Below are 25,601 nucleotides of genomic sequence, written 5' to 3'. Positions count from 1 at the left end.
CATGAACAGACGCTCCCGTTAGCTGGGATGCCAGCTTGATGTTTTGCAACTTTAACCATCGGGATTCGCAAATTGAGCTATACAGCTTGAGGGGCGGGATATTAACCGTGTCGTCCGGTTGATCATTTTGCTTACATCCTTTTAATGATTTAATCTCGGTGCGCATGCGCTTCGGCAGCTGCCCGCTCCTTTTAAAACCTACTTATTGTGAGCTAGCCATCCCCAGAAGTTGGTATGTCGCATTGGTCCGCCCCTGAGTAGATTTGCCGTTGGCAGAGTTTGTGGTCCGAAAGCCGATAAAGGCAACGGGTACCATGATTTGCCTTCGCAAGAATGCCTCGACAGCTGTACATCTTTGGAGCAAATTATGAACCGAAGTCGTTATGTAATCCGACCGATCGACGCGATTGATCGAGCAATTATAGCGTCATTAACTGACAATGGTCGCATCACTGTTCGTGAGCTTGCTGAACAAATAGGATTGTCTAGTCCCAGCATAACCGAGCGCATTCATAAACTTGAAGATGCGGGCGCGATTCAAAGATACACGATTATGATCGATCCCAAAGTGTTTGGTCGAGGTATTGCGGCGCACGTCCAAATACGCGCGATGCCAGGGGAAATGAAGCGTCTGACGCAGATGCTCATCGAAACACCGCAGATTGTGCAAGCTGATCGCGTCACTGGGCAAGATTGCTTACTTGCTAAGCTCATTTTGAACGATGTTGCGGAACTTGAGACTGTAATTGATCGTTTCCTGCCGTTCTCGTCGGCCGACACAGCAATAGTTAAATCTTCAATAGTCGCTCAGCGCCTTCCTAAATTGTAGACCGTGAGTCGTGACCGGATAGCAGGTTAAACCCAAATGGGCACACCGTAAATAAGGCAAAAAACTATAACTGCCTTTGTGAATCCATAGCTGACCTATTCCCCTACCGGCTACCAATGGTTCGATAGTCGGGCAGAGTATTACTGCTCCAAATCAGAGCTTTGGGAGCAATTCAAAGTGAACTTGAAAGCACATCTACGATCACAAACCGTGGTAGGGAGCGGCACCACATAATGGCCTATTCTGCGGCTACCTTGCTTGCACTGGCTTCGCAATGCGCACCAAGTGTTGCACCCGAAACGGTGCTGACGATTATCCAGACCGAAAGCAGCGGCGAGCCATTCGCGCTCAATGTAAACGGTGGTCGGCAACCCGCCCGGCAAAGCAACGCCGGCGATGCGGCAGCCACGGCGCGGCGTTATGTCGCATCGGGCTATTCGGTCGATCTGGGTCTTGGCCAGATTAACTCGCGCAACATGCGCTGGCTTGGTCTGACATGGGAAACAGTATTCGACCCCTGCACCAATGTTGCCGCCTTGGCGCGTGTCCTTACCACTAACTATAATGCGGTCAGCGCCGGACGCGATCCGCAAACCGCCCTCCGGATCGCGCTTTCAATGTATAACACGGGAAGCCAGACGCGCGGTTTTCGCAATGGCTATGTCGCCAAGGTCGTCGGCAATGCTGGCATCGCCGATATGCAAGTATCTTATACCACCACGGCATCGCAACCAATCGAGGAAACAAGCGGCGATCTGCGGACAATCATTGTCGCGGAAAATGCGGCGCAACTGGCGCCACCTCGCCCTGCACCGCCCCCGCGTTGGAACGTCTTTGAGCGTGCGGCTTACGAACGCGTAACCAAAGCTCTCGCAGATAATGAAAGGAGCAGCATATGAGCATCATCCTAAATTTGGCAAGCAGCGCTAACGTGTGGTGCACATCCCGTGCAGCGAAATCTAACCAGCTTCAAAACAAGCGCCTACGCGCGCTGTTCTGGAGCATAGCGTTCTTGTCTGCGATATTCATTTCGCTCGCGCTCCCCGAGCCAGCCTACGCACAAAACCTAGAGAGTTTTGCTAGCAACGTGCGCGGGCTTTTATCATCGACCCTTCTTCGAACGCTGGCAGTCATCGCCGTAATTGTAACCGGCCTACTCTGGTTTACAGGCCGCGCCTCGACCGCTGTTCTGGTGACGGTCATTATTGGCATCGCAATAGTTTTTTCGGCGGATTCCATCGTCGGCCTCATTGCGGGCTGACGGCGATGAGCGATGAAACCGAATTTCTGATCAAAAACACGCTGTTCCTCGCGGTGACGCGCCCGGCGCTCTGGGCGGGGATTCCAATTGAAGCGGCGGTGTTACTGTTGATCGCGAGCGCATCGGTACTGATTCAAAGCAACAGCCCGCTCTATGCCGCATTGATCGCGGCTTTCGGCTATTCAATCTCACGGCTGATTGTGCGTCACGATGTCAATGCGTTTCGTCTGCTGTTCCTTTGGGGCCGGACCAAGGCGGGCAACCGAAACCGAGCGTTTTGGGGCGGCAGCAGCTATTCACCGCTGCCGCTGACCGGTTTACGCCGCAAAGGCTTTGGTCGTCATGGGTAGATTGCTCGCCTCCAACAATTCTGTGCCGCTAAAAATAGCGCAGCGCGAGGCAACGCCTGAAAAGTTTCTGCCCTATGCTCGCCATATAAACGAAGAAATGGTGGCGCTCGATTCTGGCGACATCATGCTGACCTTCGAATTGCAGGGCCGCGCCTTCGAGACATCGGATGTGCGTGATCTCAACGACTGGCATACGAAGTTAAACGGATTACTTCGAAATCTGCATGACGAACGGCTGTCAGTATGGACCCATCTTATCAGGATGCGCGTCGATCAATATCCTGGTGGAGCATTCAAATCTGGTTTCGCTGCCGATCTTGACCGCGCCTATTTTGGCCGGATCAACCGGGAGCGGATGTTCGTCAACCGCTTCTTCGTCAGCCTTGTCATTCGCCCTTCTGCAACGGGAAGCGACAAGATTATCCAGCTCTTCAAACGCAAGGTATCGAAGCAGGCGGATAAAGGTCCGCTGATAGACGAGGCACTAGTCGAATTGCTCGATGATAAAGCGCGCGATTTCGAAAAACTCATGGCGCGCTGTCAGCCGCGCCGCTGCGGGATATATGAACATCGCGGATTGATGTTTTCCGAAACGATGGAAGTCGCGGACATGGTCATGACTGGACGCTACGTCCGGGTTCCCGTCGTGCGCGGGCATCTGGGCGGCGCGCTTTACCGCGCGCGCACAATTTTCGGCGCGGAAACTATCGAGGTTCGCGGTGCCGACACATCAGCCTTTGGCGGTATTTTCGGCATCCGCGAATATCCGGCGCAAACCACCCCACGCCAGTTTGAAGCTTTGCTGTCGGTTGATTTCGGGTTCGTACTGACACAATCTTTCACATTTCTCGGGCGAGCGGCTGCAACCGAGAAATTTCGGCTGCGCATGACGCAGATGGAAAATTCAGGCGACCGCGCAGTCAGCCAGGCCGATGCGCTGATTGATGCGAGCGACGATCTCATGTCAAACCGCTTTGTTCTCGGCGATCACCATTTCACGCTTGCCGTATACGGGACAAGCATGCGCGCCCTGCGCGATCATATGTCTGTGGCCCGCGCGGCCCTAGCCGATACCGGCATGGTGGCGGCGCGCGAGGGCGCTGCGCTTGAAGCCGCCTACTGGTCACAGCTTGTCGGCAATTTTGCATGGCGTGCGCGCCCTGCCCCGATCACCTCGCTCAATTTCGCAGCCTTCTCGCCCCTTCATACTTTCCCGGCCGGACGCGCGAGCGGAAATCATTGGGGCGAAGCCATTGCGCTTCTCAAGACCAGTGCGCGCAGCCCTTACTTCTTCAATTTTCACAAGGGCGATTTAGGCCATACACTCATCATAGGTCCGTCTGGCGGCGGCAAGACAGTACTGCTCAACTTCCTGATGGCACAAGCGGAAAAGACCGGCGCTCGGCAGATATTCATCGACAAGGATCGCGGCGCACAAATCTTTGTGCAGGCAAGCGGCGGAACTTATCTCGCATTGCATAATGGCATCGCCACCGGGTTCTCCCCGCTCAAAGCTCTTACAGATTGCGCCCCGGACAAGAGCTTTCTGTCGATATTCGTCCGCCAATTGGTCCGCGCCGATGGCAAGCCAATTTCTGTCCAGGAGGAACGGCGTATCGAAGACGGCATCAATGCAGTCATGAAACTGCCGGTCGCTGACCGCTCGCTCAGCGCGCTTCGCTCGATGCTCGGCATGAAGGATGCAAGCGGCGTTGGTGCGCGGTTGGAAAAATGGACGTCGGAAGGCTCGCTAGGCTGGGTGTTCGACAATCCCGATGACAGCATGACACTGGATGCGCGGTTCATCGGCTTCGATATGACCGATTTCCTCGACAATGCCGATATCCGCACACCCGTCATGCTGTATCTGTTTCACCGGATCGATCAGCTTCTGACCGGCGAGCGGATGATTATTTGCATTGATGAATTCTGGAAGGCGTTGGGCGATGAAGCCTTCCGGCGTTTTGCACAGGATGGCTTGAAAACTTACCGGAAGCGTAATGCTCTTATGGTGTTCGCCACACAGTCACCAGCAGACGCGCTTAAAAGCGATATAAGCCATTCGATCCTCGAACAGGTCGCAACCAAGATCATGCTGCCCAATCCGTTTGGTGCTCGCCGCGATTATGTTGACGGGTTCGCACTGTCAGAAGCCGAATTCAAACTCGTGCGCGAAGACCTCTCACCAGAAAGCCACAAGTTTCTGGTGAAGCAAGGCCATGACAGCGTGGTGGTCGAACTTGATCTGAGCGGTCTCGATGACGCGCTGGCGGTCCTGTCTGGCCGCGCTGAAACCACAGCCCAAGTCGATGAAATCATTGCCGAGGTCGGGAGCGACCCTGCCACCTGGCTTCCCCTCTTCCATAGTCGAAGGCGTCCCAGCTGAATCCAACAAAGTCGCTGAACCATGAAGAAAGGTAATGTCATGAAGAAGATGATCAAGCTACTAAGTGCAACGCTGCTTTTCGCAGCCCCTTTGCCAGCATTTGCCCAAGGCATGCCCGTCCATGATAGCGCTAGTCTGATTCAGCAAATCAACGCCGTCCGGCAAGCGCTTCAGATTGTGCAGCAAGGCAAAGAGCAAATTGCCGAAGCGCAAAAGCTCTATCAGGATTTGAACAAGCTAACCGACATTCCAAACTTGGCCCAGCAGCTCAAAACTGATGCATTGCGTGAACTCGATACCTCGAACGGCTCGCTTGGAGGGTATGGCAATGGCGATTTGAATGTTGTCGGAGCGGGCCGTGCCAAAGCGGATGAAGTCTATCGCGGCTTGCTCGACAAATTGGGGCTGTCAGGCTCTGAACAATCCCGTGCCAACTATGATCTCAATGCGCGCAACATCGGCATCAATGCGGCGCTTGCTGAAAATATCGGCGCTGCCGTTACGTCGCGGACGCAAGGCCTGGATCAGTTACGGGGCAGATTGGGAACCGCGTCCACCGCCAAGGAAGTCGCTGATCTCACCGCGCGGTTGAGCCTCGAATCTGCCGCCATGCAGAACGACCAACTGCGCTTGCAGGCCATCGCCTTGCAACAACGAGCACAGGAACGCGCTCGCGCTGCTGAAGGACACGCTGCCTTGGCGCAAAAGCTTGATGAAGCGAGCCGTTACTACCGTGGACAATGACAATGCGGGCCGCACCCCTGACGATCCTGTTGTTGCTCGCGGGGTGCGCCGCGTCTGAGACTTCTGGCGGAGCGGACACCAATATCCCTGCCAGAACTTGGCAATATTATGCTGCAAACTCTGCCGAGATCGGTCCGATGCAAGAAATTTGCCGCCGGTGGGCAAGTTCGAATGCCCCAGCAAGCGCGCAGCCTGCCGTGGTCACGACCAACTGCCGTGCAGCAGCATTCGCCAAGTCGCAGCTCCAGCTCACCAAATAACAACACGCCAAAAGGACCAAGTGACTATATGGATTTCAGCGATCATGTTTTTACCACGATGTTTGAGGCGCTTAATTCCGCCTTGGGCGCGATCGTTGGTAAATATGCTGCCATAAGCGGCATTGTATCGCCCGCGCTGCGCATTGGCATCGTGATCTATATTTCGCTGCTCGGTTACGCGATTATGCGCGGCGCTGTGCAATATCCATTCCGTGAATATGCCTATCGCGGCTGCCAGCTCGCGTTCCTCTATTTTGCCGTAACCTCGCTTTACGGAACCCAGATCGGCATGTTTGCGCTTGGCGGCCTACCGAGCCAGTTCGCCACCGCTCTTGGCGGCGCGGATGTTGGCGGTCTTGGCGGCTTTTATGACAAGCTGGCAGGCACCGGCTTTGAAACCGCCAACACTATGCGCAAGATCGCGGCGAATTATCAGGAAACTCAAGGCACGCTTCCCGATATTGGCTATGCCGTCTTTTCGGGCTTTCTGGTGGTGATGGTCCTTATAGCCACCTTGCTATGTGCTGCTATCGGCTTCGTCATCAGCGCGTTTGGCCTGTTTGCACTGGCTTTGTTATCGGTGGTCGGTCCGCTCTTTGTCGCGGCACTCCTGTTCGAGTCCACGCGCGGATATTTCTTTGGCTGGCTGGGTGCATGCATCAACTATCTGATGCTGATCGTCTTCGCGCTCGTTCTGACGCTGTTTCTTACTCAGACCGGCGAGACAATAATCGCCACTATTTCAGAAAATGACGAAATCGGGATGGCCGCGATCAAGGCTCTCGCATTCTATGCGCTCGGCTTTTTCTTTTTCCTGCAAATCCCGATGCTTGCTGCCTCACTTGGCGGGGGCGGCCCTGCCCTCGCCAACCAGTTCGCATCGGCGATTGCAGCGGCAGGCGGGTTCGTCGTCGGACGCGGTGCAACCGGCGCGCAGGCAACGAGCAAAGCCATCGAACGGGGTTTTGCACGCGGCATAGCGCGAATGCGAACATCTGGATCGGTCAGTCGTGGAACCTAATGAAGGAGCAAATCATGCGTAAACAACTCATCGTTCTGATTGCCGTATTCGCAATCACTATACCTGCCAGCCCTATTGCCGCCGCACCAAAGTCGCCCAAGCTATCCAAGTGCGATGGCAAGAAGCGCCGACCCGCCAATCCTTATGGCTCCATATTGCCGAGCGTCGATCCTGAGACGGGAACTTCAACGCCCGCAGGGCAAAGGCCTAGCGAGGAACAGGAACCGGAAAGAGATGGTGTGGACGTGTTCCCGAACAAATCATCCACGCTCGCAAAACCCGAAACAAGACCCGGCGAACAGACCGAAACCATAGTCCCACCCATCAGCAGCGCGCGGCCAAAGCGCGTATATCAGAGTTGCTGAGCGATGGCTGGCGGCGTCACCGATACAGATGATCTCAAAGCCTATTTTGCGGAAAGCGCAAGTTGGGACCGCGACCGCTTTGTCGCAGCGCGTCGTTCAAAGCGGCTCGCCTGGATAGTAGCGGCAGTAGCAAGCGGGCTTGCGATTACCGGCGTGGTAGCTGTTGCAATGCTGACGCCTCTCAAAACCGTCGCTCCCTACGTTATCACCGTCGATAAGGCGACCGGCGCAAGCGAGATTACCTCGCAGATGACGGGCGATAACCAGATTACCTATAATGAGGCGGTCGCAAAATATTTCCTCGCCGATTATGTCCGCAACCGCGAGGGCTGGATACCGCAAGCACGCAAAGAGTTTTTTGAGGGCGTGCTGGCAATGTCATCACGCGAGGAACAGGCACGCTGGACTGCCTTCTATAGCAAAGACAATGCCAGCTCGCCGCAGAACGTCTTTACCGATCTCGATACGGTATTCATCGCGGTTAAATCGGTCACTTTCGTTTCTGAGAATGTTGCGCAAATACGCTTCACAAAATCACTCCAGCAAGGGTCGCGGGTAACAGACACCCAGGCCATCGCAACCGTGACCTACGATACCACGGACACACCAACTACCGAACAGCAGCGGTTCAAAAATCCGCTGGGGCTGGAAGTGCAAACCTACCGCGCTGATCTGGAGGTCACACCATGAGAAATCTGAGAAACTATGCGTTAATGACGATGCTGCTTAGCGCATCACCAATCATGGCTGGCAAAACCCCTCAGCCGACGGCGCAAGACAGCCGTATCCGGGAAGTCATCTACGACGAGAATCAGGTTTTCCGCATTGTAGGGGTATTCCGGTCGGCAACGCAGATCGTATTTTCGCCCAGCGAACGGGTAGAGCATGTCGCGCTTGGCGACACTATATCCTGGGAAGTTGCTCCGGCTGAAAATTCATTGTTCATCAAGCCGCGCGAACGAGCTGGCCCAACCAATCTGATCGTCATCACGCGTTCAAATACAGGAAACCAAACCTATACATTTGAGCTGAGCGCACGTCGCGGGGCGATAGGCGAACGAACCGCTGATACCTTCTTTAAGGTAGCCTTCCGCTATCCGCGCGAAGAGGAAGCGGCTGCGCAAGCTGCTGCTACCCAAGCGGCATACACACAGGCCGTCGCGCTGCAATCAGGCGCAATACGCTCGGCGCTTGATATTGGCGTTCTCGAAGGCACCCGTAATCTCAAATACAGCGTTCAGGGATCATCGGAAATCCAGCCTTCTGAAATTACTGACAACGGGCAATTTACCGCTCTGCGTTTCCCAAACCAACGCGAACTCCCGGCGATATTTGCAATCAATCCGGATGGCACGGAAAGCATCGTTCCGTTTGATGTTCGCGATGAATTTGTCGTCGTCCACGGTGTTTTCAGCGGACTCCGCTTGCGGCGCGGAAAAGAGGTGCTGTGCATCTTCAATGAAGCCCCGGACTTTTATGGGCGCGATCCCAAAACCGGGACGGCATCAAGCATCGTTGAACGCACAGATGACGGGGAGACACGATGATGGCCGACACAGTCAATAACGTCGGGGCCGCTGAACACGCCAAAGTCGATCAAACCCCTAACCCAGAAGAAATCGACCGCAGCCCTGCGGGCGAACGCGGCAGTAAAATGCCGTCTATCCCCGGCACGGCGATGGACCCGAAAAAGATGATCGGCTTTGCCGCCGCCGCTGGCGCGCTTATGTTTACGGTACTGGCACTTGGAACCGGGCTGACTGGCGATTCAGAATTACCGCCCGCAAAACCCAAACCAGCACTCGAAGCCGCAGATTATGATCCGGCAACGGTGATCGCACCGACGCTTGCAGAAGCGGGAACAGATCCCAATGCGCCCATTCCAATCGGAGAGCCGGTTGTTCCAGCTATTGGCGAGCAGCCACCATACTCGCAAGCTCCGGCTCCCGTGCAACAGCGGCAGCAATCGCCAGCGGAAGCGCTGCGCGAAGCCGCGCGCCGGTCAACACTTATTGCCTATGGGGGTGAACGCGCCGGTGGAGGCAGTGCAGCGAACTATAATACGGCTGGTAGTGGAGCAAACACCGGAGAGACTTCGCCCCGGCAATCCACCAATCTTGATACGCTCCGGCGCGCATCAGTTATCGGGCAGACACAGGCCCGTCCGCTTCCCGACCGAAATTTCCTGATCACGGCAGGCAGCTTCATTCCGTGTGTCCTGCAAACCGCGATGGATTCAAGTCAGCCGGGATATGTGAGCTGCATTGTCCCGCGCAATGTCTATTCCGACAATGGCCGGGTTGTGCTGATGGAGAAAGGCACCAAAATCTTTGGCGAATATCAAGGCGGACTCAATCGGGGACAATACCGGCTGTTCGTCCTGTGGACGCGTGCCGTTACGCCGCGCGGGATAGCGATTGACGTGGGTTCGCCAGCTACCGACGCACTAGGTCGCGGCGGTGTGGACGGTAAGGTCGATAGCTTTTTCTGGAAGCGATTTGGCACCGCCCTGCTTTTCAGCCTTGTCGAAGATGCAGCAACCGTTGGGGCGGAAGCGGTCGGCAATAGTGGCTCGAACACGACGCGCGTTCCATCCGACGCTGCATCCACCGTCTTGCAACAGAACGGCGACATCAAGCCGGTGCTGAGAAAAAATCACGGCGAAGATGTTGGCATAACCGTCGCGCAAGATTTCGATTTCTCGACCGTTTACGGCCTCGCGCTTAAATAATGGCCGCGCCGGGCAAAAACACAGCAGTTCTGGACAGCGTAACCCAGCCTTTAGCTAAATATCTGGTTGATGAGAGCGTCACCGAACTGGTCATCAACATTCCCGGTGAAGTCGGCATTGAGCGGGGCGGACGCTGGACTTGGGAAAACGAGCCTTCGCTCGATTTCAAGACGCTTATGGCGCTGGCAACTGCTGCAGCCGCCTATACAGCGCAAGATATTACTCGTGAAAATCCGATAGTTTCAACCATCTTTCCGAGCGGCGAGCGGGTGCAAATCATTGTCCCGCCGGTTATCCCCGATGAAACGGTCTCAATCACCATTCGCAAGCCATCAAGTGTGTCTATGACATTGGATGATTTCGAAGCAGCGGGCTTGTTCAAAAACACTCGGATTGCTGAAAAGAAGGTGAGCCAGCATGAGCTAGACTTACTCACACTGCTTCGCGAGGGTCATCATGTCGAGTTCTTCGATGCTGCGGTTAAAGCAAAGCTTAACATTCTCATCTCGGGTGCAACCGGCTCGGGCAAGACTACATTTTCCAAGGGATTGATTCAGTTGATCCCTCCTGAAGAACGGCTCCTAACCATCGAAGATACGCGCGAACTGATCGTCCCCCAGAAGAATGTCGTGCACATGCTCTATGCAAAAGATGGACAAGGCACCGCCAATGTTACTGCTAAGCATTTGCTAGAAAGCGCGCTCAGGATGCGTCCGGACCGCATTTTGCTCCAGGAGCTGCGAGATGGAACGGCTTTCTTTTACCTACGCAACGTCAACTCAGGCCATCCCGGATCAATCACCACCATCCATGCTGATTCCGCAGAACTGGCCTTCGAACAACTAACCTTGCTGGTCAAGGAAAGTGAGGGCGGCTCCGACCTGGCCCGCGATGATATTCGGGCGTTGCTAAAAATGCTTGTCGATTGCGTCGTGCAAATCAAAAAGACTGACGGCAAATTTCGGGTGACGGAGATCTATTATGACCCAGAAGGCAGGCACGCCGCCTGACGGCGGGGCATTAAGATTACTCATCGCAATCCCGTTCGGGCTGCTCATTGCACTCGCCATAGCCAGTATGATTGGGTGGCTTATTCTAGGCCTGCCCGTCACCGCCTATGATCCGCTCAAAATGCCGCAGTTCGTCTGGTATTATCGCGGTGATCCTCAAGTTGTCCGGGCGATGGCGGGCGGTTTGATCGGCGGCGGCTTACTCCTGATTGGCCTAATCTATGCGCTTTGGCCGCGCGGTGCGCCGCTGCATGGAGCTGCGCGCTTTGCCCGTGAAAGCGAGATAAAGCGCCAGGGCTTTCGTAGCAGTGTCGGAATCGTCCTCGGCCGCAAGGGGGGCCGTTTCCTGACCTTTGGTGGCAGCGAGCATGTCATCGTCGAAGCTCCAACTCGCTCGGGCAAAGGCACCGGTATTGTCATTCCCAACCTGCTGACATGGCAAGGCTCGGTTGTCGTCCTTGACGTAAAACGCGAAAATTACGACGCCAGCGCAGGGTTTCGCGCCCATTACGGTCAGGACGTCTATTTGCTCAATCCAACTGACCGTGAAGGTCGCACTGCCCGTTACAATCCGCTGGCCTACATCAACCGCGATGATCCAGATGATGTCATCATCGAATTGCAAAAGATCGCGACAATGCTGTTTGTTGCGCCCGATCACGGCGAAGCCTTTTGGGCCAACGGCGCACGGACCGGATTTGCTGGTGTCGGTGCATGGATTGCCGAAACCAGCGACGAGCCTCTAACGATGGGCGCAATCTATCGCCACTTGAACGAAGGCGATGCGCGCGGCTTTTTCAAAAAGGAACTGGGCAATCCCGAATTGAACTTGTCGGTCGGATGCCGGACCGCCCTTGCTGATTTTGCTGGTGGTTCAGACAATAGCTTTGCTGACGTCAAGAAAACGATCACAAACGTCCTCGGTCTTTGGCTCAACCCCCTGGTTGACGCCGCGACCGCAGCAAGCGACTTCGATCTTCGCCAGCTCCGCAAACGCCCTATCTCGATCTACCTTGGTGTATCACCCGATGAACTGGACCGCATAGCCCCGCTCTACAATCTCCTGTTCCAGCAGCTTATTGACCTCAACGTTCGAGAACTACCGGGTGAGACCACGCCGATACCAGTGTTGGTCATCCTTGATGAATTTGCGCGGCTTGGCCGCGCATCGGTGATTGCCAGCGCCTTTTCCTATGTCGCAGGGTACGGGATCAGGCTCCTTCCGGTCATTCAGTCGCGCTCGCAACTGCGCGGTGTTTACGGCGAGCATGTCGCCGATGAAATCGTAGCCAATTGCGGTGTCGAAGTGGCATTCACACCCAAGGAACTGCGCGTTGCCAACGATTTGTCCGAACGCATCGGCTATGTGGGACAGGAAAGCGTTACCAAGTCGCTCACTATCAACGGCTTACTAGCCAACCGTTCAAAATCTATTTCAGAGCAACGCCGCGCTTTGATGCTGCCGCAGGAACTGATGCAATTTCCAGCGGACAGACTGATCCTGCTACGTGGTGGTATTCCGCCGATCATCGGCACGAAAATCGCCTTTTTCAAAAACCGCTTCTTCAAACGGCGCGCCTTCCCGCCTCCCGAGGTGCCGGTCGCCACGAAAAGACCACAAACCGCTGATTTTCAGGCACCATTTCGGGACATGACCGACGATGAATTAGCCGGACACGATACAAGAGCAATGAAACAGGAAGATATTATGACACACGATTGCCCAAGCCATATGGCCGATCTGGTGACCATAAATCGCAACGGCAAGGTGACCGGAACGCTATATGAAGGAGACGAAAATGGCTGATAAACTCGAAGGCGACTCTTCGTCCAAAAGAGGCAGTGCTGCCAAATCAAAAGCCGATCTATCCAAATTAACGCCTGACAAAAGCATTTCCAAAAAGCCAAAGCGAAAAGCCGAAAAACCCACGATTACCGATGATTTGACAGGAAGATTCCTGCGTGTCGGCAATAAGATTTACAGAACTTCGGATGACAAAAGGCCACTGGTTCGCTTGGAACCAGACCGCCTCAAAACCAGCAATATCGATGCTCTGCCTGATATTTTGCGCATTGCAAAAGCTAATGGGTGGACATCGGTCAGGATCAACGGCGGCGACAAATTCAAGAAGGCTGCATTCCTTGCCGCCGCAGCGCAGGGACTTACGGTTGAGAATTACAAACCGTCCAAAATTGTCCGTGCCGAAGCCGAGCGTTTGCAAGCAAGAATTGCAGAACGCGAGAAACGCCGCGAGGACAAAAAGCCAAATAGCAAATCGGTTGGCGCGGTCGATGAAACAAAAACATTCAAAACCCTCTCGGACCGCTTCCTAAACCAGACGCATGAGGAAAACGCGCGTGACCCGGAGCTGCGGCGCGCGCAGAGTCTGGTCGCCCAAACCATTTCGATTACGCGTGCAAAATATCCCGATGATCCGGTCAAAGCGTCGAAGGAAGTTGAAGCGAAACGTCATGATGTTGCGCGGCGAATTGCCAGCGGAGACAGTATCGCCGCAATTCAGATACGAAACCAGCAGGCTCAGAGAGTGCGGGAACTCACACAAGATCAAGCTTTGAGCCGCGATGGTCGATCGCGATGAGATAGCGCAGCGTCGGGAACACCAAGAAATATCTTAGAGTCTGACTCATAATTATTATGTTTGATATCATGGTCTTGCGATCCGTCTGGCAAGGAGTTGGACGGAAGCCATAAAGAGCCAAGCGGTTGCAGAAGCGATAGTTTGTTCAAAGTCTTTGGCCAGGCGGCGGTTTCGGTTCAGCCAGGCAAAGGTGCGTTCTACGACCCAGCGGCGGGGCAGAACATGGAAGCCTTTCACATGATCGGAGCGTTTGATGATCTCAATGGTCCAGTCACCGATCTTTGTCAGCGCCTGTTTGAGTTTGCCTCCAGCATAGCCTCCATCGGCGAAGACGTGACGGAGCCATGGGAAACTGGAGCGGATATCTGCCAGGACCAGCGGAGCGCCGTCACGGTCTTGTATATCGGCAGCATGGACAATGGCATGGACCAGATAGCCATTGGTATCGGTGATGATATGGCGCTTGCAGCCCTTGACCTTCTTGCCTGCATCATAGCCCCGTACTCCGCCGCTTTCCGTGGTCTTGACGCTCTGGCTGTCGATCACACCGGCGCTGGGCGAGGCCTCGCTGTCCTGCGCAATCCGCGCATCCTGCACGAGGCAATGGTTGATCCGCTCCCATGTACCATCATCGCGCCACGCATAGAACCAGCGCTGCACAGTGGTTGGTGGAGGGAAGCCAGGGGGCAGCATCGGCCATTTGCGCGGGCGGCCCACCAATGATGGCGGTGGAAAAAAAGGCTCTAACAACCCCCATTCCCCGTCGGTCAAATCGCATGGCAAAGCCAGCCCAGAGCGTGCATATTGCGCCCGAGTGGTGTCAGTCCACATCGTTGATTTCCTTTGGTTCGTTGCAAAACCGCTGAATCAACGATCACATGGAGCGTCAAGCTAAACTACTGATACCACTCAACTTAATTTCGGGTCAGACACTTACACCATTTAAACAGCGCAAAAGGTTCCGCCGAAGGTGTATGTAGTCAGAAGTAAAAATGACCTCTACGACCCAAAGTGGACGCTCGCGCGAGCCTAATCGTATGTCTGCTTCGCGCCCAATTGACGTCATTCCCAAGATCGACGCTCGTTCCTGGAAGCTGCCATTGCCTGAACTCGAAGCAGTCGCACCATCATGGCAACATCTGGGCGGATTGTGTTGAAAAAGTCGATCTTGCCAGCGTTGTAGAGATGTGATTCAGTATTTCTGTGGAAGCGGGAGGTACTGCGATGATGGGCGAGCGAACGGTGATGCAGGAAACGCTGTTTTACGGCTTCAGTTTGGAAGATCATGTGTCGCCTGATCCTCTCCTGCGGACGATGGACCGGCCGTTGATTTGTCGGGCATCCGTGATCATTTGAAGCCTTGGACTTTTACCGGTTTTGCGCCGGTCACTGAACTTCATCAAGCCACTTTGCTTCGAGCGCTGGTGGGCTGATGCCACCCGGATATGAGTGGAAAGCGGAAAATCATCAATCGAAAAGTCAAGGTCGATGGCTCCGGGTGATGTTTCCATTGCACTCACCGCATCGCGAACGACTGCGCTCAGATAGTCCTCTGCCATTACCCTATCGAATGCGGACGTGCGAGAAAGGACGGGGCATGTGCATCGCGTGGTTTTGGGTGGCTGGTTTGCATAGCTGTCCGTTCACCAATGCCTGCCGGGGTCTGCGATGCAGGCGCTTCAACCAAGCGTCGGTGTCGCCCGTTCGATGATTTCGCGCGTGTCGATGGCAGCGCCGGACGCTCCATAGGCAAATGCCGGTCGATCCAAGCGCAGGCGGCAAAAGGCTTCGGCAACCGGGCTGTTCGCGGCAATCAAAACCGCGCCCTGAGCCGCCAAAGCCAGCCGTTCGACGGTATGGCGGGCATGGTGTTCACCAGCATCGCCAAAATCGAGGCCGTCGATCCACTTATCGTACGCGGGAAAACGGCCACGCGCGGTGGCAAGAAATACTCGCAAGGCATCCACTGCTTCGGGCTCGCGCCCCATCGCGCGCAGAACATCAAGTGCGATGACATTGCCGGAGCCTTCCCAGATCGCATTCAACGGCGACTGGCGGAACAGGCGCGGCATCGGGCCGCTCTCGACATAACCGCCGCCACCCAGGCACTCCATCGCTTCATAAACCATGCCGGGCGCGCGTTTGCAGACCCAATATTTGGCGATTGGCGTGAGCAGCCGCGCAAGCGGTTCCCGGGCGTCAAACGCCGCCGCCAGCCGAAACGCCAGCATGGTCGCCGCCTCGCTCTCCACCGCGAGATCGGCTAGCACCGCCGCCATTGCGGGCTGATCAGCCAAGCCGCGCTGAAAAACTGTCCGGTGGGCCGTGTGCCAAAGCGCCTCGGCCAGCGCAGCACGCATTGTCGCCGCTGAACCGACAATGCAATCAAGCCGCGTATGCTGCACCATCTGGATGATGGTCGGCACGCCGCGTCCCTCTTCGCCGAGGCGCTGCGCATAAGCCTGATGAAATTCGACTTCCGATGATGCGTTGGACCGGTCGCCGAGCTTGTCCTTGAGCCGCATGACGCGAAAACCTGCATTGCGTTCGCCATCTGGTGTCCAGCGCGGAACGAGGAAACAGCTAAGCCCTCCCTCGGCATAGGCCAGCGTCAGGAACGCGTCGCACATCGGCGCCGAACAGAACCATTTGTGACCGGTGAGCCGATAGGCACCATCAGCAGGTTCGGCCCTGGTAGTATTAGCGCGAACGTCCGAACCGCCCTGTTTTTCGGTCATCGCCATGCCGATCGTAACGCCGGCTTTCTCCCAGGCAGGGCGGGTTGCGGAGTCATAGCGCGAGGCCGTGATCCGGGGTATCCATTCGCCGCCGATTTCAGGATCGAGGCCGAGCGCCGCGACCGCGGCATAAGTCATTGTCATTGGACAGCCAGTTCCAGCCTCGGCCTGGCCCAGAAGAAAGCTCAGGGCAGCGTGGAGCGTGTGCCCGGCCTCGGTTCCGTCCCACGCAGAAGCGGCGACGCCCTCGTCGAGGCCCAGTGCCATCAACTGGTGATAAGCGGGGTGGAACCGCACCTCGTCGATACGATGACCGAAGCGGTCATGCGTTTCAAGAACGGGCGGGTTCCGGTTCGCAGCTTCTCCCCAGCCAATTACTTCGGTCGAGCCAGTACGCTTTCCGAAGCTGCCCAGCCGGTCGAGATGGCAAGCTGCCCCGGCCATCGCCACCGCGTCGCGCAGCGCGCGATCCGAGCCAAAACGGTCGAAAGCTTCCAGCGGCGGCGGCTGGTTGGTTACTTCATGCGTATCGAGAGTTTCGATGGGGCGGAGGATTTTCATGATCGGTTCCTTCTCAGTGCTGGCGCAGTGCTCCGCCAGCTCGTTATCACAAATGCCATGCCGGCCCGGGCATCTGCAAGGGCCTCCATCCGCTTGTACGCCCAGCCTGCATATCGGGCAAATCCGTCCAATAATTTGATCCCGCGCAAAGACCAGGCAGCTCTCGGATCCTTGCGCAATTATCTCGAGCTTCCCGGCAACAGGATCCTCTCCCTGTTCAGACGCCGGTGGCCGGTCTGCCGGGATGGTAAAAACCCAGTGGATCAACGGAGAACGCCCGGATGTCGCCATCGGATGGATATGTCGGTCATCAGCCGGGCGGCTTCCGGCCCGCCACCCGGGCTGCGACCGGAACAGGCCGGACGCAGCCCGGGCGCGCTATCAGGCCGCCTGTTCGAGCGCCTCTCGCGGTCCGAAAAATTCAAAATGGACCTGCGAGGCCGGGATACCCCATATCAGCAGATCCTGATATATATTCACCATGAAAGGCTTCGGACCGCAGAAATAATAATCGGCATGACGGCTTGGGATCAGGGATTCAATCAGTTCCGCATCGACCATTCCGGCCGAACAATTTTCCTCCGCGAGCACAACATCCTCTGCCATGTCGCTGTAGCGAAAATGCGCTTTCAGATTGGGATGCTCGAGGGCCAATTGGTCGATGAAGGGCTTGAACGGCTGGACGTCATCATTCAGGCAGCCATGGATGAGGATGATCTCGCGGCTGGGCATGGCATTCAGCGTTGCCTTCAGGATGCTCATGATCGGCGTGATGCCGATTCCGGCAGCCAGCAGCACCAGCGGGCGTTCGTGACGGTCTTTGACATTGAGAAAAAACTCGCCGCAGGGTGGCCCGATTTCCAGCGTGTCGCCTTCGGCCATATTGTCGTGCAGCAGGTTCGAGACATATCCGTCGGGCGCACCGGCAGACGGCGCGACTTCCCTTTTGACACTGATTCGGAAATAGTCGCGGCCCGGCTGGTTTGACAGGCTGTAATTGCGCATCGTCGTCGATCCGTCGGCAGTGGGAACCCGGAGGGTGATATATTGGCCCGGCATGAATCCCGGCAGGGCGCCGCCATCTTCCGGCTTGAGATAGAAGGATGTGATATTCTCGCTCTCCTGGTCCTTCCTGTCGATCCTGAAGGTCCGGAAGCCTTCCCAGCCGCCGTCTTTGGTGGCGCTGTCCCTGTATAATTGCTGTTCGCGGCCCACCAGAATGTCGGTCAGAAAACCATAGGCTTCGGCCCAGGCGTCAATGACCTGATCGGTCGCGCCATCCCCCAGGACTTCACTGATCGATGCGAGCAGATTCTCGCCGACAATCGGATAATGTTCGGGCTTCACCATCAGCGACACGTGCTTGTTGGCGATGAGCTCGACGGCGCCGCCCAGCACTTCAAGATTGTCGATATTGGCGGCGTAGGCGCATATCGCTCCGGCCAGAGCGCGTTGCTGCGTTCCTTCGGCCTGGTTCGCCGGATTGAAAAACGGACCCACTTCAGGATTGTGGGAGAACATCCGCTGGTAGAAATGACGGGTCAGCGTTTCGCCATGTTGCTGAAGAACGGGCGCCGTGGATTTGACGATATCTATGGTATTCTGGTTGAGCAATTTTCTGTCCTTTAAAAATGTATTTGATATGCATGTTATGCGTTAGGCGGGCCGAATCTGCTTTGCAAGCTCGTTTCCGTCAAATGATCCAGATCAATTCATCTGCACCGCCATTGCGCTAAGCTGGCCAAGGATGCGGTGGAAAAGGCCAGCAGGGTAGGCTTGCATCGCCCAGAATTTCCGGAACGCGAAAGGCATCTTGCACCATGGATTTCTCCCTCTCGGATCGACAATTGGCCTGGCGTGATCGCGTCCGCGCATTCATGACGGGCCATGTTATTCCCGCTGCCGAAAAATACCGGTCTCAGGTGCACGATTCGCCGGAATCGCGATGGGATGTGCCGCCGATCATCGAGGAACTGAAAGCGCGAGCCTATGCCGAAGGATTGTGGAACCTGTTCCTGCCGCCATCCGAACATGATGATGAACATTATCACGGGGCGGGCTTGTCCAATCTCGAATATGCCCTGTGCGCCGAAGAAATGGGGCGCGTCAGCTTCGCGTCCGAAGCCTTCAATTGCTCGGCGCCGGACACCGGAAATATGGAAATCCTGCACCGCTACGGCACGCCGGAACAAAAGACGGCGTGGCTGCGCCCGCTGCTTGATGGAGAGATCCGTTCGGCATTTCTTATGACCGAGCCGGATGTCGCTTCGTCCGATGCCACCAATATCCAGACTTCGATCCGGCGGGATGGAGAGTTTTACGTCATCAACGGACGAAAATGGTGGTCGTCGGGCGTGGGGGACAGCCGCTGCAAGCTGGCGGTGGTGATGGGCAAAACCGACCCAGATGCCGTTCCGCATCAGCAGCAGTCCCAGATATTGGTGCCGATGGATACGCCCGGCGTGGAAGTCGTCCGGATGCTTCCCGTCTTTGGCTATGACGGTGCCCCTCATGGTCACGCGGAGGTACTGTTGCGCGATGTCCGGGTGCCGGTGTCCAACATTCTCCTGGGAGAAGGTCGGGGATTTGAAATCGCCCAGGGCCGTCTCGGACCCGGCCGGATCCATCATTGCATGCGCGCTATCGGTGCTGCCGAGGTCGCGCTCGAAAAAATGACCGACAGGCTTTTGTCCAGAATTGCCTTCGGCAAGCGGCTTGCCGACCAGTCCATATGGGAGCAGCGCTTGGGCGAAGCGAGGATCGACATCGAAATGACCCGGCTTCTTTGCCTCAAATCCGCTGACATGATGGACAAGACAGACAATAAAACCGCCAAACTTGAAATTGCGATGATCAAGGTCGCCGCACCCAGAACCGCCTTGCGTGTGCTGGACCATGCCATGCAGGCCCATGGTGCGGGCGGACTGTCCGATGACTTCGGCCTCGCCGAGGCTTATGCCGGCATGCGCGCGCTGCGGATTGCGGATGGTCCCGACGAGGTCCACTTGCGGTCGATTGCGCGGATCGAGTTGCGCCGGCATGGCGAACGCATGAATGCATGGAGGGATCAAAAGCAATCCGATTTCGGAGCGGGCTGATCTACGGCGAGACAGCTATTTCGACCGCTGATCGCAGCGCGGTAAAATGCTGACCCACTGAAAGTCCGCTTTTGTCGCATGGCGAATGCGCTCCATTCGGGTGCTGGTGCGGGTCACTCTACCCGCATCTGGAATAGCCGCAGTCCAAGCAGCTATCGCAGCCTTCCTTTCTGATCAGCGACAGACTGCCGCATTGTCTGCAGCATTCCGTCGGCCTTTCATCTTCCGGAATTTGCCTAGGAGAAGCCTGCAGATCCTGCCGCACAAAAGCATCCGTTGCCGAGACGCCGGCGACAGCGACATGTTCGGCGCCCTGCATATGGCGCTCGATGATCGAACCGATCGCCGCGAGCAGGGAGGGGACATAGCGGCCCTGGATCCAGCTGCCGCCGCCGGGATCGAAAACCGCCTTGAGCTCCTCGTGGACAAAGGCGACATCGCCGCCGCGCCGGAACACGGCGGAAATCATCCGCGTCAGTCCGAGCGTCCAGGCATAATGTTCCATATTCTTGGAGTTGATGAATATCTCGAAAGGCTGCTGCTTGCCATTTTCGATCAGGTCGTTGATCGTGACATAGACGGCATGCGCGCTGTGCGGCCATTTCAGCTTGTAGGTTGCGCCGGTCAGCCGGTCTTTGCGCGGCACCAGCGTGGTCAGGTGCGTTTCCCCGGCCGACTGTTCATCCGTCTCGAGCGTGTTTTCGGAACTATCGACGCTCAGGACCGCGCCGGTAATCGCATTGGGCCGGTAGGTCGTCATGCCCTTGCAACCGAGCCGATAACCCTCGACATAAACGTCGGCAAAAGATTTAAAATCAATATCTTCCGGACAGTTGATGGTTTTCGAGATCGAACTGTCGATCAGTTCCTGCGCCGCTGCGAGCATTTTGAGATGATCCAACGGAGCGAGATTCTGGGCGCTGACAAACAGGTCCGCTGGAGGAACTTCATCGCACCGGAGTTCCCGCCATTTTTGCATGGCATAGTCCTCGACCTTTTCCTCGCGGGCGCTGCCGTCCTTATTCAGGATGCGCCGGTTGTAGGAATAGGCGAAGACCGGTTCGATACCGGACGAGACGTTGCCGGCCAGCAATGACGTCGTGCCGGTGGGCGCAATCGACGTCAGGCAGCCGTTTCGCAGCCCATGTTCCTTTATCTGTTTGCGGGTTTTGGCATCGAGCGTTGCCAGACCGGGCTGTTTGAGAATCTTCCTAGCATATACCGGGAAACTGCCCTTTTCTTCGGCCAAAGCTGCGGATGCGCGATAGGCAGAGCGTTTGATAAGGCCCAGCCAGTGGCGGGTCAGGTCTGCGGCTTCATCGGAGCCATAGGCCTTGCCACAAAATAGCAAAGCATCGGCAAGCCCGGTGATGCCCAGACCAATGCGACGCTTTGCCTTGGCTTCGGCTTCCTGCTGCGGCAGTGGAAAGAGCGAAATATCGACCACATTGTCGAGAAACCGGACGGCAGTGGTAACCAGCTTGACCAGTGCCATATCATCGATTTGCGCCGCTTTCGTAAAATGACCTTCTACCAATGCCGCCAGATTGATCGAGCCCAGCAGACAGGCGCCATATGGCGGCAACATCTGTTCACCGCACGGATTGCTGGCGCTGATGGTTTCGCAATATTGCAGATTATTCTGCTGGTTGACCCGGTCGATGAAAATGACCCCGGGTTCGGCTGTGTCATAGGTCGAGCGCATCAACCGCTCCCACAGATCGACCGCGGCAACGGTGCGATGGACTTTGCCGTCAAAGACCAGCGGCCAGTCGCCTTTCCGGGCGAGGCATTCCATGAACGCATCGGAGACAAGCACCGAGAGATTGAAATTGCGCAGGCGGGTGCGGTCATGCTTGGCGTCGATAAATTCCTCGATATCCGGATGCCCGATTTGCATGCAGCCCATCATTGCGCCGCGGCGCTGGCCGGCGGACATGACCGTGCGGCACATCGAGTCCCAGCAGTCCATAAAACTGAGCGGTCCGGAAGCATCGGACGCAACGCCCTTGACCAGACTTCCCCTGGGCCGGATGGTGGAAAAATCCATTCCGACGCCGCCACCCTGCTGCATGGTCCTTGCAGCCTCGCCCAGATGCGCAAATATGCCGTCAAGGCTGTCGGGAATCGCGCCCATTACAAAACAGTTGAACAGGGTTACGCGGCGTTCGGTTCCAGCCCCGGCGAGGATTCTTCCTCCGGGGATGAACCGGAAATCGGTCAGGGCTTCGGCGAAGCGGCCGGCCCATTTTTTCCGCAGTTTTGGTATTTCCGCTTCGGCGACCGCGCGGGATACGCGCTCGATCATATCATCTACCGTCTTGTCTGACCGGCGGCCGTCATCGGGGTTGAACCGATATTTTCCGTCCCAAATTTCCCTAGCGAGCGCGTTGCTGAATTTCATTATCTACTCCCTCGACACCACATATGGGGGTAGTAATAGCTCTCTGGACACAAGTATTCTTGATATATATCAATTTTAAGGGTGAGAATTATGACTGATGCGTGCCCAGTATCGCGCGCGGCATCGACAGCCTTAAGCGCAAAGCCCATGCAAGCGCGGCACCATGCCGGCGATCGAACAGGGGCGGTGGCGGCTGTCGAATTCCATATTCAACACGAGATCCCACGCATCGCGGCACGCTCCGGTGGATCCGGGAACGCTGAAGATGAAGGTGTCGCCGGCCTGTCCGGCAAAAGCCCGAGACTGCAAGGTTGAAACGCCAATGGTGCCAAGGCTTGCTTGGTGAAACACCACCGAGAAACCATCCATATCACGCCCGAACAGGGGCTTGATGGCTTCGGGGGTCACATCGCGCTCGGTAAAGCCGGTTCCGCCGGTGGTGACGATGATTTCAACGTCAGGATCATCGATCCATTGCTGAACCTGCGCGCGGATCGCCGCAATATCGTCGGTGACGATGGCATGGGCGGCATGCTGATGTCCTGCCCCGGTCAGTCTTTCGATCAGCAATTGGCCCGACGTGTCGGTTTCTTCGGTACGGGTGTCGGAAATCGTCATCACCGCTATTTTAAGCGGATAGAAGGTCAGTGTTTCGTCAATGCCGGCCATGTTCAAATTTTCCGTTCCTGCTAGCCGCCGATGGAGGCGAGATGCGGTGTGGCACCGCTATTGTCCTGTTGCAGCAAATGGCCTGGTGCCTTGGTCATGGTCAGAGCGGTGATCCGGGCGACCAGTTCATCCTGTTGGTTGTCGCTCGCCAACAATGGCCGCAGATCGATGCCGCCGTCGCCGAACAGGCAGAGATGGAATTTGCCGGTCGCGGACACGCGCAGCCGGTTGCAGCTGGCACAGAAATCTTTCGAATAAGGCGCGATAATGCCAATCCGCCCCTTGGCGTCGGCGTGGCCATATTCGACCGCGGGTCCGGCTCCGGATACGTGAGGAAGCCGCGTCCAGCCGAGCTGTTCCAGCCGGTCGGTCACATTTTCGCCGGGCAGGTGATGGGATTTGAAAAAGCCGGGATTGTCGTTGGTCCGCATCACTTCGATGAAGCGAAGGGAAATATCCCGGGCCGCCACAAATTCGATAAAGTCGTCGATTTCCATATGGTTGAGGTCGCGCATCAGAACGGTATTGATCTTGATATTCTCTATGCCCGCTGCGCGCGCCGCCTCTATGCCGTCGAGAACCTCTTCCAGCCGCGCATGGCCGGTAATCTGTTTGAACTTCGCTGCGTCGAGAGAATCGATGCTGATATTGATCGCGCGGATACTGGCGTCGTAAAAGCTCTGCGCCCGTTCGGCCAACCGATAGCCATTGGTGGTCATGGCCAGACGGCGAATGCCCGGGACCATGCTCACGGCACTGGCAATCTCGGTGAATTCCTTGCGCAGCGTTGGTTCGCCGCCGGTCAACCGCAGCTTCCACAGACCCAATGTTGCGAACGCTCTCACCAGACGCACGATTTCTTCCGGCGAAAGATTGGACGGCGCGCCCTTGGCCTTGCGATAGCCATCGGGCAGGCAATAGGTGCAGCGAAAATTGCACATATCGGTGAGTGACAGCCGCAGATATTCGAAGCGCCGACCCAGCGCGTCCGACAAGCCACTGCGGGCCTCGATGGGATCGGGGGCTCTGGCGTCGATACGATCCGCTACATGATCCGTCACTGTACCAACGGCCCGTCCGCAGCTGCAAATGCGACGCCTTCAATCTCGGTGCGCGAAGCGAGTATCGAGAGATATTGTGACACGGCCTTGCGGAAACTGGCCTCTTCCAGATAGTCCGCAATCTTCTGCTGGACGGCCTCAAAAGGCAATGTCTTGCCTTCTACCCGGCGACCGGCGCGGATGACGTGGACGCCAAAGCGTGATTTCACCGGATGATCGCAAAGCTCGCCTTCTTTCAAGGCAAACAGCGCCTGCTCAAACGGTTCAACTGTTTGCCCGGGGCCAATCTGTCCAAGATTGCCACCATGCTCCTTTGAAGAACAAGCCGAAAGTTCACCGGCCATTTTGCCGAACAGCTCTGGTTCGGCCTGCAATGTCCGGATCGCACCGCGAGAGTCGCCAATCGCCAGGGAATAGGCAAATTCATCATCCGGTGATGCAGCAAACAATATATGTTCTGCTTCGACAATCGTCGGCGATGAAAAGCGTTCCTTATGATGCTCGTAATAGCGCATGGCGGTCTCGTCATCGGCGGAGGGCGTTTTGACTTCCTGATCCAGCAGCGCCTCGATCCGGGCGTCGTCGGGAGCGAGCCTGTGACCGTCGGCGTCTGTCAGGCTGGGTGCTGCTATATCAAGCCGGTCTGCCTCGTTGAGCAACAATTGCCGGACGACAAGCGCTCTGGCAGCATGAGCCCAGGCCTCGTCAGGCTTTTGCGCCGGATGGTTTTGCGCCTCTGCCGCGATATCGCTTTGCGGGATTTCGATCCCGGCGACACTGATTTTTTCCATCACATTTTCCATTATATCATCCATTGCGCATCGCCATTTTGCGTGAGCGGACGATCTGGTAGCCGGACCGCCAGATATAGCGAACCGGAGCTGACAGCATGTGCACCAGCCGCGTGAACGGGAACAGCAAGAGTATCGTCAGGCCGAGCACAAGATGCAGTTTGAAGACAATATGGGCGTCGGCAACAAAGCTCGATGCGTCGGACTGGAAGGTGAAAATACCTTGCGCCCAGGTCATGAACTTGACCATTTCGCCGCCGTCGAGATGGCCCATCGACAAAGGAATGGTCGACATGCCGAGCACCAACTGGATCCATAGCAAAACCAGGATCATGATATCGCTAAAGCTTGATGTCGCGCGAATTCTCGGATCGAACAGACGCCGGTGCAAAAGCAAGGTGGCCCCTACCAAAGCGAGCGTTCCGGCAACGCCGCCGAGAACAATCGCCATAATCTGCTTGGCACTATGCGGAATGCCCAAGGCATCGAACAAGAAAATCGGGGTTAATAGTCCGCCGAGATGGCCGAAGAAGATCACAATGACGCCAAGATGAAACAGCACCGATCCCAGCATCAGCTGTTTGCGGCGCAGCAACTGGCTCGAGCCAGACCGCCATCCATAAGGTTCCCGGTCATAGCGGATGATCGATCCGATCGCCAATACCGACAGCGCGATATAGGGATAGATGCCGAAGAGCAGATGATTGAAGAAATCAGCCATG

The 25,601-nt window shown here is 56.3% G+C and carries 24 protein-coding genes and 1 pseudogene; 16 read left to right on the top strand and 9 right to left on the bottom strand.

The window, feature by feature from the left end:
• Window positions 1-367 precede the first annotated feature (367 nt).
• The 14 genes from ACWFTY_RS05115 to ACWFTY_RS05050 all read left to right on the top strand — a co-directional run bounded on the left by ACWFTY_RS05115 (window position 368) and on the right by ACWFTY_RS05050 (window position 13,557).
• Entirely contained in the window at window positions 368-829 is a 462-nt protein-coding gene (locus ACWFTY_RS05115) for an Lrp/AsnC family transcriptional regulator (RefSeq protein ID WP_447526296.1), read from the top strand.
• 233 nt (window positions 830-1,062) lie between these two features.
• The gene (locus ACWFTY_RS05110) at window positions 1,063-1,728 is read left to right on the top strand and encodes a lytic transglycosylase domain-containing protein (RefSeq protein WP_447526295.1); all 666 of its coding nucleotides are present in this window, start codon (window positions 1,063-1,065) and stop codon (window positions 1,726-1,728) included.
• On the top strand, window positions 1,725-2,090 hold the full coding sequence (locus ACWFTY_RS05105; RefSeq protein ID WP_447526294.1) for a TrbC/VirB2 family protein: 366 nt from the start codon (window positions 1,725-1,727) through the stop codon (window positions 2,088-2,090). The genes ACWFTY_RS05110 and ACWFTY_RS05105 overlap by 4 nt, the downstream gene beginning before the upstream one ends.
• Before the next feature lie 5 nt (window positions 2,091-2,095).
• Window positions 2,096-2,440 carry a type IV secretion system protein VirB3 gene (locus tag ACWFTY_RS05100; protein ID WP_447526293.1) on the top strand — a complete coding sequence of 115 codons (345 nt, stop codon included), beginning with the start codon at window positions 2,096-2,098 and terminating at the stop codon, window positions 2,438-2,440.
• Window positions 2,433-4,826 carry a VirB4 family type IV secretion/conjugal transfer ATPase gene (locus ACWFTY_RS05095; RefSeq protein WP_447526292.1) on the top strand — a complete coding sequence of 798 codons (2,394 nt, stop codon included), beginning with the start codon at window positions 2,433-2,435 and terminating at the stop codon, window positions 4,824-4,826. Before ACWFTY_RS05100 ends, ACWFTY_RS05095 begins: the two co-directional genes overlap by 8 nt.
• Before the next feature lie 39 nt (window positions 4,827-4,865).
• Window positions 4,866-5,570, top strand: coding sequence for a type IV secretion system protein (locus ACWFTY_RS05090; RefSeq protein ID WP_447526291.1), 705 nt, complete (start codon window positions 4,866-4,868; stop codon window positions 5,568-5,570).
• A gap of 288 nt (window positions 5,571-5,858) precedes the next feature.
• Window positions 5,859-6,851 carry a type IV secretion system protein gene (locus tag ACWFTY_RS05085; RefSeq protein WP_447526290.1) on the top strand — a complete coding sequence of 331 codons (993 nt, stop codon included), beginning with the start codon at window positions 5,859-5,861 and terminating at the stop codon, window positions 6,849-6,851.
• Window positions 6,852-6,865: 14 nt separating this feature from the next.
• The gene (locus ACWFTY_RS05080; protein ID WP_447526289.1) at window positions 6,866-7,216 is read left to right on the top strand and encodes a hypothetical protein; all 351 of its coding nucleotides are present in this window, start codon (window positions 6,866-6,868) and stop codon (window positions 7,214-7,216) included.
• A gap of 3 nt (window positions 7,217-7,219) precedes the next feature.
• Complete coding sequence (locus ACWFTY_RS05075) at window positions 7,220-7,906, top strand: virB8 family protein (protein ID WP_447526288.1); 687 nt, start codon at window positions 7,220-7,222, stop codon at window positions 7,904-7,906.
• Complete coding sequence (gene virB9, locus ACWFTY_RS05070) at window positions 7,903-8,763, top strand: P-type conjugative transfer protein VirB9 (RefSeq protein WP_447526287.1); 861 nt, start codon at window positions 7,903-7,905, stop codon at window positions 8,761-8,763. Before ACWFTY_RS05075 ends, virB9 begins: the two co-directional genes overlap by 4 nt.
• Entirely contained in the window at window positions 8,760-9,947 is a 1,188-nt protein-coding gene (virB10, locus tag ACWFTY_RS05065) for a type IV secretion system protein VirB10 (protein WP_447526286.1), read from the top strand. Before virB9 ends, virB10 begins: the two co-directional genes overlap by 4 nt.
• Window positions 9,947-10,957, top strand: a complete 1,011-nt coding sequence (gene virB11 / locus ACWFTY_RS05060) for a P-type DNA transfer ATPase VirB11 (protein ID WP_447526285.1) — start codon at window positions 9,947-9,949, stop codon at window positions 10,955-10,957. The genes virB10 and virB11 overlap by 1 nt, the downstream gene beginning before the upstream one ends.
• Window positions 10,929-12,764: a type IV secretory system conjugative DNA transfer family protein gene (locus tag ACWFTY_RS05055; RefSeq protein WP_447526284.1), complete on the top strand. Its 1,836-nt coding sequence runs from the start codon at window positions 10,929-10,931 to the stop codon at window positions 12,762-12,764. Before virB11 ends, ACWFTY_RS05055 begins: the two co-directional genes overlap by 29 nt.
• Complete coding sequence (locus ACWFTY_RS05050) at window positions 12,757-13,557, top strand: LPD7 domain-containing protein (protein WP_447526283.1); 801 nt, start codon at window positions 12,757-12,759, stop codon at window positions 13,555-13,557. The genes ACWFTY_RS05055 and ACWFTY_RS05050 overlap by 8 nt, the downstream gene beginning before the upstream one ends.
• Before the next feature lie 66 nt (window positions 13,558-13,623).
• Here ACWFTY_RS05050 and ACWFTY_RS05045 read toward each other — a convergent pair whose 3' ends face one another.
• Entirely contained in the window at window positions 13,624-14,388 is a 765-nt protein-coding gene (locus ACWFTY_RS05045) for an IS5 family transposase (RefSeq protein WP_447526282.1), read from the bottom strand.
• Between the two features lie 231 nt (window positions 14,389-14,619).
• Window positions 14,620-14,844 (bottom strand): hypothetical protein, encoded by a 225-nt coding sequence (locus ACWFTY_RS05040; protein WP_417619462.1) that lies wholly within the window; start codon window positions 14,842-14,844, stop codon window positions 14,620-14,622.
• Between ACWFTY_RS05040 and ACWFTY_RS05035 the strand changes: the two are divergent.
• Window positions 14,782-14,921, top strand: a pseudogene (locus tag ACWFTY_RS05035) (IS5/IS1182 family transposase); the annotation flags it as partial. The gene ACWFTY_RS05040 and the pseudogene ACWFTY_RS05035 overlap by 63 nt on opposite strands.
• 315 nt (window positions 14,922-15,236) lie before the next feature.
• Here the strand turns inward: ACWFTY_RS05035 and ACWFTY_RS05030 are convergent.
• Both ACWFTY_RS05030 and hmpA read right to left on the bottom strand, forming a co-directional pair.
• On the bottom strand, window positions 15,237-16,856 hold the full coding sequence (locus ACWFTY_RS05030; protein ID WP_447526281.1) for an acyl-CoA dehydrogenase family protein: 1,620 nt from the start codon (window positions 16,854-16,856) through the stop codon (window positions 15,237-15,239).
• 381 nt (window positions 16,857-17,237) lie between these two features.
• Window positions 17,238-18,470: an NO-inducible flavohemoprotein gene (gene hmpA / locus ACWFTY_RS05025; RefSeq protein WP_447526280.1), complete on the bottom strand. Its 1,233-nt coding sequence runs from the start codon at window positions 18,468-18,470 to the stop codon at window positions 17,238-17,240.
• Window positions 18,471-18,676: 206 nt separating this feature from the next.
• On the opposite strand from hmpA, the gene ACWFTY_RS05020 reads away from it, so the two are divergent.
• Window positions 18,677-19,954, top strand: coding sequence for an acyl-CoA dehydrogenase family protein (locus ACWFTY_RS05020; protein WP_417619469.1), 1,278 nt, complete (start codon window positions 18,677-18,679; stop codon window positions 19,952-19,954).
• A 118-nt stretch (window positions 19,955-20,072) separates the two neighbouring features.
• Here the strand turns inward: ACWFTY_RS05020 and ACWFTY_RS05015 are convergent, their stop codons facing one another.
• The 5 genes from ACWFTY_RS05015 to narI form a co-directional block, all read right to left on the bottom strand.
• Window positions 20,073-22,358, bottom strand: coding sequence for an adenosylcobalamin-dependent ribonucleoside-diphosphate reductase (locus ACWFTY_RS05015; protein WP_447526279.1), 2,286 nt, complete (start codon window positions 22,356-22,358; stop codon window positions 20,073-20,075).
• 132 nt (window positions 22,359-22,490) lie between these two features.
• Complete coding sequence (gene moaB / locus ACWFTY_RS05010) at window positions 22,491-23,027, bottom strand: molybdenum cofactor biosynthesis protein B (RefSeq protein WP_447526278.1); 537 nt, start codon at window positions 23,025-23,027, stop codon at window positions 22,491-22,493.
• 20 nt (window positions 23,028-23,047) lie between these two features.
• Window positions 23,048-24,088 carry a GTP 3',8-cyclase MoaA gene (gene moaA / locus ACWFTY_RS05005; protein WP_447526277.1) on the bottom strand — a complete coding sequence of 347 codons (1,041 nt, stop codon included), beginning with the start codon at window positions 24,086-24,088 and terminating at the stop codon, window positions 23,048-23,050.
• Window positions 24,085-24,903, bottom strand: coding sequence for a peptidylprolyl isomerase (locus ACWFTY_RS05000; protein WP_447526276.1), 819 nt, complete (start codon window positions 24,901-24,903; stop codon window positions 24,085-24,087). Before ACWFTY_RS05000 ends, moaA begins: the two co-directional genes overlap by 4 nt.
• Entirely contained in the window at window positions 24,896-25,600 is a 705-nt protein-coding gene (gene narI, locus ACWFTY_RS04995) for a respiratory nitrate reductase subunit gamma (RefSeq protein WP_447526275.1), read from the bottom strand. The genes ACWFTY_RS05000 and narI overlap by 8 nt, the downstream gene beginning before the upstream one ends.
• Window position 25,601 lies beyond the last annotated feature (1 nt).

This window comes from Parasphingorhabdus sp. NYA22 (assembly GCF_976973735.1).
The sequence above is the reverse complement of the archived record's forward strand: the minus strand, read 5'-3'. Positions and strand labels throughout refer to the sequence as shown.